The sequence below is a fragment of the Chryseobacterium sp. HNCC26DJ241 genome (assembly GCF_057180505.1).
Genome location: NZ_JBXUGL010000028.1, coordinates 12206 through 23581, shown reverse-complemented (window position 1 = coordinate 23581; position 11376 = coordinate 12206). Strand labels below are relative to the sequence as shown.

General features: G+C 33.8%; 11 protein-coding genes. 8 read left to right on the top strand and 3 right to left on the bottom strand.

What is annotated here, in order from left to right; translation table 11 throughout:
* Positions 1–35: 35 nt before the first annotated feature.
* Genes AC2A1C_RS12475 through AC2A1C_RS12465 form a run of 3 tightly spaced genes read right to left on the bottom strand, consistent with a single transcriptional unit; the run spans position 36 to position 2450 of the window.
* Positions 36–887: a carboxylesterase family protein gene (locus tag AC2A1C_RS12475; RefSeq protein WP_484026079.1), complete on the bottom strand. Its 852-nt coding sequence runs from the start codon at positions 885–887 to the stop codon at positions 36–38.
* Complete coding sequence (gene panB / locus AC2A1C_RS12470) at positions 868–1683, bottom strand: 3-methyl-2-oxobutanoate hydroxymethyltransferase (RefSeq protein ID WP_484026078.1); 816 nt, start codon at positions 1681–1683, stop codon at positions 868–870. Before panB ends, AC2A1C_RS12475 begins: the two co-directional genes overlap by 20 nt.
* A 53-nt stretch (positions 1684–1736) precedes the next feature.
* Entirely contained in the window at positions 1737–2450 is a 714-nt protein-coding gene (locus tag AC2A1C_RS12465; protein WP_484026077.1) for a Crp/Fnr family transcriptional regulator, read from the bottom strand.
* A gap of 79 nt (positions 2451–2529) precedes the next feature.
* On the opposite strand from AC2A1C_RS12465, the gene AC2A1C_RS12460 reads away from it, so the two are divergent.
* From AC2A1C_RS12460 to AC2A1C_RS12425, 8 genes are all read left to right on the top strand, one after another.
* Entirely contained in the window at positions 2530–4905 is a 2376-nt protein-coding gene (locus AC2A1C_RS12460; protein WP_484026076.1) for a heavy metal translocating P-type ATPase, read from the top strand.
* Positions 4906–5025: 120 nt separating this feature from the next.
* A complete protein-coding gene (ccoS, locus tag AC2A1C_RS12455) occupies positions 5026–5205 on the top strand; it encodes a cbb3-type cytochrome oxidase assembly protein CcoS (RefSeq protein WP_484026074.1) in 180 nt (59 codons plus the stop codon).
* 36 nt (positions 5206–5241) lie between these two features.
* Entirely contained in the window at positions 5242–7521 is a 2280-nt protein-coding gene (ccoN, locus tag AC2A1C_RS12450; RefSeq protein ID WP_484026073.1) for a cytochrome-c oxidase, cbb3-type subunit I, read from the top strand.
* Positions 7522–7533: 12 nt separating this feature from the next.
* The gene (locus tag AC2A1C_RS12445; protein WP_484026071.1) at positions 7534–7746 is read left to right on the top strand and encodes a cbb3-type cytochrome oxidase subunit 3; all 213 of its coding nucleotides are present in this window, start codon (positions 7534–7536) and stop codon (positions 7744–7746) included.
* Between the two features lie 6 nt (positions 7747–7752).
* Positions 7753–8631, top strand: coding sequence for a cbb3-type cytochrome c oxidase N-terminal domain-containing protein (locus AC2A1C_RS12440; RefSeq protein ID WP_484026069.1), 879 nt, complete (start codon positions 7753–7755; stop codon positions 8629–8631).
* 94 nt (positions 8632–8725) lie between these two features.
* Complete coding sequence (ccoG, locus tag AC2A1C_RS12435; RefSeq protein WP_484026067.1) at positions 8726–10177, top strand: cytochrome c oxidase accessory protein CcoG; 1452 nt, start codon at positions 8726–8728, stop codon at positions 10175–10177.
* 2 nt (positions 10178–10179) lie between these two features.
* On the top strand, positions 10180–10629 hold the full coding sequence (locus tag AC2A1C_RS12430; protein ID WP_484026066.1) for a FixH family protein: 450 nt from the start codon (positions 10180–10182) through the stop codon (positions 10627–10629).
* A complete protein-coding gene (locus AC2A1C_RS12425; RefSeq protein ID WP_484026064.1) occupies positions 10620–11348 on the top strand; it encodes a sulfite exporter TauE/SafE family protein in 729 nt (242 codons plus the stop codon). Before AC2A1C_RS12430 ends, AC2A1C_RS12425 begins: the two co-directional genes overlap by 10 nt.
* The last annotated feature ends 28 nt before the right edge of the window (positions 11349–11376 follow it).

The window sequence follows — 11376 nt, the reverse complement described above, 5'->3', positions numbered from 1 at the left end:
AAAATGGTTATTCTAATGTAGAATTTAGGTTTAAATTATCGGCTTTTTACTTGTTTAAAAAGCCAGTTAGGAATTTCATTTAATAGTTCTTCACAAAAAATATTATTATGATATTTATCCTGATATTGCCAAAATGCAATTTTCCCTTTTGAAGAAAATTCGTTAAAAAATACAATGTTACTTTGTGAAGGATTTTCTGTATCCAAACTTCCATGAATGATCCAAATCGGGATTTTTGATATTTCATTTATCTTGTCAAATTCTGAAACTCCCGAAATATTAATTCCGGCAGCAAATAGATTTGGTCGTTTAGATAAAGCATTAGATGTTGTTGAACCTCCCATTGAAAATCCTATTGCATAAATTCTGTTTTCATCTATATTATATTCCTGTTTAAGAGAATCTATATGAGACAAAAGTACATCCAAATATTCATTTGATTCAGATACATTTACATTTCGTGTTTCATCAATATGATAATTAGAAGATCTTACCGGGAATTGTGGAGACAAAACATAAGCCGGATATTTTTTTCTATTTTCTGGAAGTAACCATAATTTGGATAAAACACCCATTTGCTTTTCATTATCATTTCCTATTGCTCCGGAACCATGAAATACAAGGATAAGAGGGTACTTTTTTTGAGGATCATTTTTTTCGGGACTAAGAAACCGATAATTTAACTTCAAATTTTTATCTGAAATTATTTTGGCTTTAAAATCAGAAAAATCAATTTTCTTGATGAAATTTACCTTTTCTTTAGATTTTAAGGAATCTTTATCTGTATGCATTTCCATAGTTCCGAAAACTACTTTTTGAGAATTGCAGTTTACTAACAGAATAAGAAAGGCTATAAAATAAATTGTTTTAATAGCTCTCTTTTTCATTCGGAAAATTTACATCCTTCACATCTTTTACATACTGTGCGACAGCTCCGGTAATTTCGGTATACAAATCCAAATATCGTCTTAAGAATTTTGGAGTAAAATCTTTATTCATTCCTACCATATCATGATACACTAAAACCTGCCCATCACAGTGAGATCCTGCTCCGATTCCAATTGTAGGGATAGAAATGCTTTCCGAAACTTTTTTAGCCAACTCGGAAGGAATTTTTTCTAAAACCAAAGCAAAACAACCTAGTTTTTCTAAAAGTTTGGCATCATTCATCAATTTTTCTGCTTCCGCTTCTTCCTTTGCTCTTACTTTGTAGGTTCCGAACTGGTAAATGGATTGTGGTGTTAGACCCAAATGTCCCATTACAGGAATTCCCGCATTGATGATTTTTTTGATGGACTTTGAAACCTCTTTTCCTCCTTCTAGTTTTATAGCATGAGCTTCAGATTCTTTCATAATTCTTACGGCAGATTCCAATGCTTTTTCAGGATTACTCTGATATGTTCCGAAAGGTAAATCTACTACTACCAAAGCTCTGTTCACCCCACGAACTACACTTTGCGCATGATAAATCATTTGATCTAAAGTAATGGGCAAAGTAGTTTCGTAGCCGGCCATTACATTAGAAGCTGAATCTCCCACCAAAATAGCATCTACACCACCTGCATCCACCATTTTTGCAGTAGTAAAATCATAGGCAGTAATCATCGAGATTTTTTCTTTGTCGAATTTCATTTTTCGCAAAGTTTCGGTGGTTACTTTTTTTATTTCGGAATGTACAGACATTGTTTTGGATAATAAGTTAAATGTTGTAAATGAGCAGTTTTCATTGAATACAACTAAATGATAACATGCCCCAATTTAATCAGTTTTTCGTGATTCAGGATTTTGAAGTTTCTGCCGTCTACTTCAATCAATTTGTCGGACTTGAATTCGGAAATCAAACGAATGGCACTTTCTGTAGCCGTTCCGATGAGGTTTGCAATTTCTTCTCTTGTGAGAGAAATTTTGATAAAACCTTCCGGATCAGTACCCAATTTTTGTTCTAATAAAAGTAAAACTTCTGCAAGTCTTTCTCGTACTGTTTTTTGTGCAAGAAAAGTAATGGTATTAGAAGATTCTCCCAGTTCATACGCAATTTTCTGAAGCATAGCATACGAAAGTTTGGGATCTACTTCTAAAAGATGAAGAAAAACTTCGGAAGACAAAAACGTAGCTTCCAAATCTGTCATAGCTTCGGCTTTGGCTTGGAAAGGCTCTCCACAAAGTAAAGAGCGATATCCGATCATATCATTTTCTTTTATAAAACGAAGGATTTGATCTTTTCCGTAAGCTCCGGATTTGGAGAGTTTTGCTGTTCCTTTTTTTATGAAATACACACCTTTGGGGAATTCGCCATCTTCAAAAATAATTTCTCCTTTCTGAAAGCTAAGGTTTTTTTTCGTGGCAGTAATCTGTTCATAGTCTTCCTTTTGAAGTCTTTTTTTTAGTTCTTCAATATCAAAGGCTTCAATCAGGTTTTTTTCTATAGCGATCTGCTTTTCTAAAGACATTAATATGACATTTGTTAGCAAAAATAGAGTTTTTTGATGCCAAAGGCAAATAATTTTGTTATAATTTTGCAAATCAGAAATGAATAGCAAAGTATCAGAAAATTGTTTCCACTGTGGGCAAAAAATCGACAAAGAGAATATTCTTTTTGATGAAAAATTATTTTGTTGTAATGGATGCAAATCGGTTTATGAAATCCTGAATATAAATAATTTAGGGAATTTTTATGAACTGAATAAGCAATCCGGAATCAGACCCGATGAAAATACTTCGCAATTCGATTATCTGGATACGCCGGAAATTTTTGAGAGAGTTACAGATTTTTCCGAAGGCAATACATCTTTGGTTACATTTAAAATTCCGGTAATTCATTGCTCTTCATGTATCTGGCTTTTAGAAAGCCTTCATACATTGAACAAGAATATCAAATATTCTCAGGTACATTTTACAAGAAAAACACTTCAGATTTCTTTCAACCACAATGAAATGAAATTGAGCGAACTTGCAAAATTTCTTACCAATCTTGGCTACAAACCCGTCATTAATCTTGAAACTGCGGATAAAAAAGAAGAATATCTGGATAAGTCGCTGCTTATAAAACTGGCAGTAGCCGGTTTTGCTTTCGGAAACGGTATGTTTTTTAGCTTTCCGGAATACATTGGTGGTGAAGATTTTTGGATGCTGAAATACAAACACTTATTCCGTTTTCTGATGTTTTTGCTCGCAACTCCGGTTGTTTTTTATTCTGCATCAGATTATTTCAAATCGGCATGGTTTGGTCTCAAAAACAAAATCGTGAATATTGACGTTCCTATTGTTCTGGGAATTTTGGTTTTGTACGGAAGAAGCATTTATGAAGTGCTTACAGATTACGGACCAGGGTATTTTGATACTTTGTGTGGACTTTTGTTTTTCATGCTTTTGGGAAAAACTTTTCAGAAAAGAACATATAGTGCACTTTCTTATGACCGGGATTATAAATCTTTTTACCCGATTGCAGTAACAAAATTGGAAACCGGAGGAAAACAACAGAATATTCTACTTTCAGAGCTTAAAATAGGAGACAGAATTTTAGTTCGAAATCAGGAAATTATTCCGGTAGATTCCGTTTTGATAAATGGTGACGGAAATATTGATAACAGCTTCATTACCGGAGAAAGTGCTACCGTTCAAAAAAATCCGGGAGACAAGATTTTTGCAGGTGGGAAACAAATTGGTTCTGTTCTGGAACTGGAAGTGATCAAAAATGTAGATCAAAGTTATCTTACACAACTTTGGAACAAGGAAGCCTTCAAAAAATACGAAACCGGACTTGATACACTCACAAATCACATCAGTAAATATTTCACATTCATTATTTTAGGGATTACTTTGCTTTCCGCAATTTATTGGGCAAGAATAGATACTGAAAAAATGTTCCAGGTAGTTTCGGCTATTCTTATTGTGGCTTGTCCATGCGCTTTGGCGCTTTCTGCTCCATTTACTCTTGGGCATATAATGAGAATTTTGGGCAGGAATAAATTTTATGTAAAGGATACTTTGACGATTGAAAAATTAGCCAAAATTGATACGTTGGTTTTTGATAAAACAGGAACTATCACATACAATAAAAAGGCTCAAATTAGTTTTATAGGAACTGATATTCAGGAATTTGATTTGAAAAATATTAAGTCTTTACTGAAAAATTCCAACCATCCATTGTCAAAATCCTTGTACGAATTTCTTCCTTTGGAAGATGAGTATTTACTAATTGAAAATTTTAAGGAAATTTCCGGAAAAGGGTATGAAGCTGATGTGAGAAGCAATCATTATCAAATTGGTTCTGCAAAATTTGTGGGAGAAAACGCAGAAAATCTGGAGACCGCAGTCTACATCAAAAAGAATGAGACCTTTCTTGGAAAATATGTTTTCAAAAATGAATATCGTGAGAATTTAGGAGAAATGTTTAGACAACTTAATGATTATCAAATTGATATATTAAGTGGCGATAATTCTTCGGAAGAACATTTTCTCAAAGAAAAAGCTCCGAATGTTTCACAAATGCGTTTCAATCAAAGTCCTGAAAACAAACTTGAATTTATACAGGAGCTACAAAATAAAAACCAAAAAGTTGCCATGTTCGGAGATGGGCTGAATGATGCAGGTGCACTGAAACAAAGCAATGTAGGAATTGCTGTTGCGGATGATACCAATACATTTACTCCTTCTTCAGACGTTATTATGAACGGAGAAAAACTCACTAAAATCAAAAATTATCTTGATCTGACTAAAGATGCGATGACTATCGTAAAAATCACTTTTGTCATTAGCTTTTTGTATAATATTGTGGGATTGTCATTTGCTGTTACAGGGAATCTTTCTCCACTGAAAGCTGCGATTTTGATGCCTATCAGTTCAATTACAGTGGTAGCATTTACATCTCTTGCAACTTGGGTTCGTTCTCGGAAATATTTTTGATTGGTAGAGTGTATTGTTATTTAGAAGCGTTTTAAATTAACATAAATTAACATTAGCTGACTAAAATCATTATTTTTCACTAAATTTGGGCGCTCATAAGTTCATAATTTTGCAATAGATATGGATATACTTTATCTTATGATATTATGCAGCGTTTCTTTAGCTGTAGTTTTCCTTATCATTTTCATTGTGAATGCAAAAAAAGGACAATTTGAAGATGATGAGTCACCTGCTGTAAGGATATTATTGGATGATGAGACAAAAGATGAAGAATGCACAAATAAAGAGGATGAAAAGTGAACAAAAAGTTTTAAAAGTTAAAAGATAATCAGTTATATGGAAACACAAAAGTTTAGTTATGACAACAGTATTGTGCGAGCGTTTCTCATAGCTACAGTTGTATTTGGAATTGTAGGTTTTTTATTGGGGCTTACTGCGGCATTAATGCTTTTTTATCCTGAACTTCCAGAATTTTTCTTTGGTACGGATGATACAACGATCAAAAGTTTGTCTTCCGGTAACATGGAAGGACTAATTAATACTCAAGGTGCATTTGGTTTCGGACGTATCAGAATGCTGCATACAAGTGCTGTGATTTTTGCATTTGTTTGTAATTATGTTTACGCAGGGATTTATTATTCTCTGCAAAGACTTTTAAAGACAAGAATGTACAGCGATGCACTTTCTTGGATTCATTTCTGGACATGGCAGCTTATGATTGTTTCTGTGGTGATTACTTTTCTAATGGGAATCAGCACTTCAAAAGAATATGCAGAGCATGAGTGGCCAATAGATATTTTGATCGCTTTTTCTTGGTTGTTATTTGGTATTAATATGTTTGGAACAATTGCTAAAAGAAGAGTTAGACATTTATATGTTGCGATTTGGTTCTATATCGGAACGTGGATTGCAGTATTGATGCTTCACCTTTTTAATAATCTTGAAGTTCCATTGTCTTTCACAGGATGGAAATCGTATTCTGTATATGCTGGAGTAAAAGACGCTTTAGTACAATGGTGGTACGGACATAATGCAGTAGCATTCGTACTTACAACTCCGGTTTTAGGATTAATGTATTATTATCTTCCAAAAGCTGCAGACAGACCTGTATTTTCATATAAACTTTCCATTATCCACTTTTGGTCCCTGATTTTTGTTTATATCTGGGCGGGACCTCACCACTTGCAGTATACTGCTTTACCAGCTTGGGCTCAAGCTTTGGGAACTGGATTTTCCATAATGCTTATTGCTCCGTCTTGGGGAGGTATGTTGAATGGGCTCTTAACATTAAGAGGAGCTTGGGATAAAGTGCGTGAAAATCCTATTTTGAAATTCTTTGTTGTTGCAGTTACTTGTTATGGAATGGCAACTTTTGAAGGGCCACTTTTAGCAACTAAAACGTTAAATAAAATTGGACACTTTACAGACTGGGTTATTGGTCACGTACATTTAGGAGCTCTTGGATGGAATGGCTTTATTGGATTTGGTGTAATCTATTATTTGGTTCCGATTCTTTGGAGAACTAAACTGTGGTCAACAAAATTAGCAAACTGGCATTTTTGGTTGGGAACTTTAGGAATTATTTTCTATGCGGTACCTATGTATATTTCCGGATTTACTCAAGGTCTTATGTGGAAGCAATTTAATCCTGACGGAACTTTGCTTTGGAAAAACTGGTTGGATACAGTAACAGCAATTATACCATATTATCAAATGAGATTCTTTGGAGGATTATTATATCTTTCTGGTGCAATTTTGATGGTGGTTAATTTAATAGCTACTGCAAGACAAGGATCATTCCAGAAAAATGTTCCTGCAGAAGCTCCTGCATTAGCGAATATAAGTAATGCCAGAAAAGAAGGAGAAGGTTTACATCTATGGTTAGAAAGAATGCCTGTGATTTTGTCCATTTTATCTTTTATTACGATAGGAATCGGAGGGTTTTTAGAAATCGTACCAACACTTACCATTAAAGATAATGTTCCTACTATTTCTGCTGTAAAGCCTTATTCACCTTTAGAGCTTGAAGGAAGAGATCTATATATTCGTGAAGGATGTAATGCATGTCATTCTCAAATGGTAAGACCGTTCCGTGATGAAGTTATTCGTTTCAATGGTAAAAACGGACAATATTCTAAAGCTGGTGAATTCGTATATGACCATCCTTTCTTATGGGGTTCTAAAAGAACAGGGCCTGATTTGCAAAGAGAAGGAGGGAAAAATCCAAGTTCATGGCACTTTAAGCATCTGTATAATCCAAGATCTACATCTGCAGGTTCTATTATGCCGCGTTATCCTTGGTTGATCCGAAATACTTTGGACAGATCAAAAATGAAGGATAAGATGCTCCTTATGAAAAACTCTTTTGAAGTTCCGTACACTCCGGCTGAAATTGACTCCGCAGATTCTTGGGCAAATAACCAGTCTGCCAAAATTGTGAAAGATATTTTCTCAGAAGCAGCTGATGTTAAAAAGAATTTTGAAGATGAGAAAAAAGCAAAAGGTGCAGAGTTTATTCCTTTAGAAAAAAGAGAAATTACTGCAGTTATTGCTTACTTGCAAAGATTGGGAACGGATATTAAAACAACTGAAGTAAAAACAGCAAGTAACAACTAAGATCATAAAATAATGATTCCCCAAAGTTTTAAAGATATATTATCCAACGGCGACAATGTAGGTCTTTACCAAACAATAGCCATGATATTATTTATTCTTTTATTTTTGGGAATTGTATGGTTCGTTTTCAGTAGGCCTAAAAAATATTATAAAGAACAGGAAAATGCACCATTAAATGATGACGAGAATAAAGAAAATGACGAAAGCAACACATTAAACAACTAAACTATTATGAGACAAAGAACACCGGTTTTCGTAAATATTTTAATCATACTGGCACTTTTAACTATTTTTTTCTATTTGTTTGTACAGAGTTGGGCTTTTATTTCCAATCCGTATTTCTGGGGAACAGTAGGAATAAGTTTAGTAATGGCTTTTATACATGGATCTATTGGTGATCTTATTGAAAACAATAAATTCAAAAAACTTACCGAGACTGAAAAGCAGGAATATCTTGCAGAAAAAAAAGTTCCTTATTTTAAAAGGTTATACAGAAGTGCTTTCAAGCAACAGTCTTCTTCCGAGGAAAAAGATATTCTTATCGATCACGGTTTCGACGGAATTATGGAACTTGATAATCAGCTTCCGAAATGGTGGCTTGGTCTTTTCTGGTTTGGTGTAGCGTTTTGTATTGTATATGTGTCTTCTTATTTTCTTACCGATTTTGCTCATCCTTTGAAAGAGTACGATCAGGAATATAAAGAACAAATTGCCGCTATCGAAATTTATAATGAAAATGCTCCTAAAGTTACCTTAGAAACAGCAGTATATTCTGCGGATAATATTCCGGAAGGTCAAGAATTATTTAAAACGAACTGTGCTTCATGTCATGGAGCGGATGGTCGTGGTGGTATTGGTCCTAATTTAACAGATGATTTTTGGATCAATCAACCGGAAAAAACGTTATTTAAAAATGTTTTCCACATGGATTGGTATGGTTCAAAAAATAACCCGACCATGAGAGCATTTGGTGAAGGTGGTGAAGTTTCAGGAAAAGAAATTGAAAAAATTGCCGCTTATGTATACCATATTAATCAGGAAATTCCGGATGTAACTCCTGCACAAGGAGGTGCGGCTCCGCAAGGAACTAAAGCCAACTGGGAGAAATAATAAATTAAAAACAAAATTCATGAAACATAATTCGCTGTTTGAGAATCAACTTTAAGCAGGGAATTATGTTTTTTTATTTATACCATTCTATAAAATGTCTGAATCAGAAGTAGAATACAGAGGTGGACAAGGCCAGGTTTTGGATCCGGAAACTTTCAGGGATTCTGTAGGAACTATGGAGCAATCCGGAAAAAGAAAATGGGTATATCCTCGTAAACCGAAGGGAAAATATACAAATTACAGAACCATAGTTGCTATACTTTTATTGATAATACTTTTCGGAGTTCCGTTTTTGAAGATCAATGGAAATCCTGTTTTGTTGTTTAATGTAATTGATCGTAGTTTTTTCATTTTGGGGCAGCCTTTTTATCCTCAAGATTTTTTTATCCTTACTTTGGGAGCTATAGCTTCATTAATATTTATTATTCTTTTTACCGTTGCATACGGGAGAATTTTCTGCGGATGGATTTGCCCGCAAACTATTTTCTTGGAAATGATTTTTAGAAAAATAGAATATGCTATTGAAGGCGACCGGAATAAACAAATGAAACTTGACCGACAAGAGTGGAATGCAGAGAAAATATGGAAAAGAGGATTGAAATGGACTATATATCTTATTATTTCTCTTATAATAACGCATTTTATGATTATGTATATTGTCGGATATGAGGAAGTTTTTAGAATTATAAAAGAAGGCCCTCTTGCTAATCCTACTAATTTTATGGTAATGGTTCTCTTTACAGCAGCATTTTATTTTGTATTTGCTTGGTTCAGAGAGCAGGTTTGTACATTGGTTTGTCCTTATGGAAGATTGCAGGGAGTTTTAATAGATAAAGAAACCATCAATGTTTTTTACGATTTTAAAAGAGGAGAAAACAGATCAAAATGGAGAAAAGGAGAGGATAGAAAAGCAGCAGGAAAAGGAGATTGTATAGATTGTAACCAGTGTGTTATCGTTTGTCCGACAGGAATAGATATCAGAAATGGATTGCAAATGGAATGTGTAAACTGTACTGCTTGTATGGATGCTTGTGATGAAGTAATGGAAAAAGTAGGTCTTCCAAAAGGATTGATTCGCTATGCTTCAGAAGCTGAAATTGAAAATCAAACGAAATTCAAGTTTACAGCTAGAATGAAAGCCTATGCAGCTTTTCTTGCACTTTTGGTAGGATTTTTAGGTTTCCTATTGTATAACAGGGGTACAATGGAAGCCAAATTTATAAAACCGGCTGGAAGTACATTTTTTGTGAAGGATGGAAGAATTGTGAATACTTTTAATTACACACTTCTTAATAAATCCAATGAAAACATTGCACTTACATTTAAGGTACTTGATCCGAAAAACGGAAAAATTACATACAGCAATGAAAGTATCATAAAAGCAAAAAAAGATGATATTTCTAAAGGAACTATTAATATCAGTTTCCCGGAAAGTGAAATCAAACTTTCTAAGCAAAATATTACCATTGGAGTTTTTGATAAAAGTGGTAAAATGATTGACTCTTACGAAACTTATTTTGAAGGACCTTTTAAAATGCAATTTTAAATATGAAGATTTCTTGGGGACATGGTGTTGTAATTGCGCTTGCCGCTTTTATCCTGTTTATTTTGGGAATGATTTTTCTGTTTCCGAACGGGCAGAAAAATTCCGAACTTATTTCTAAAAATTATTACGAAGAGGAATTACAATATCAGGAGGTAATTGATGCTAAAAATCGTACAGATAAATTAGCAGAAAAACCTGCAATACTTTTAAATAATTCGGGAATTAAAATAGATTTTCCAAAAAATTTTAATAATCAGAATACGAAATTTAGTTTTTACCTTTTCAGAACAGACGATCAAAATCTGGATATTAAAAAAGATTTTTCCTTGTCTCCTGATAATTCGTACCTGATTCCTGAAAAAGTGATAGCAAAAGGGAGTTATACTTTGAAACTAAAATGGGTATCGAAGAATATAAAATATCAACGAGATTTTGACATTCAATGGAAATAGCGCTTGTAATATCAGCTTTAGGATTGGGGTTTGCTTCCGGTTTTCATTGTATCGGAATGTGCGGTCCTATTGCTCTTTCTTTAGGATTGACGAAAAAACAAGCAGTTAATTATTATTTCCAAAATCTTACCTATCAGTTTGGAAGGATTTTTACCTATACTTTTTTAGGAGCTTTATTAGGAATTGTAGGAGAGGGTTTTGAGATCAGTGGTTTTCAAAATATCCTTACTATTATTTCGGGTATTCTTCTCATTATAATGGCAATATTTTCTTTTGGTGGGAAAGATTTTGCTTCGAAAATCCCCTTTTTATCCAAATTTTTATATTCTGTTAAATTGAATTTGGGTAAATTTCTACAAAAAGCGGACTACATATCAAGATTTCTTACAGGAATTATGAATGGATTTCTTCCTTGCGGAATGGTATATATGGCTTTGACGGCATCTCTTGCAGCAGGAGGAATCTGGCAAAGTTCACTTTTTATGATGCTTTTTGGTTTGGGTACACTTCCGTTTATGTTTGCTGTGGTTTTGGCTGGAAATCTTATGAATCAGGCTTTCAGAACAAAAATTTTAAAAATAATTCCCGTACTGATGATTATTTTAGGAGGTCTTTTTATTTTGAGAGGGTTGGAATTGGGGATTCCTTATCTTTCTCCTCCTTCTTCTGCAATGCAGGTGCACAATCCTTCTGATATGCAAGATCATAATTGTCATTAATCTATTATTTTGCTACTGTTTTCAAAAC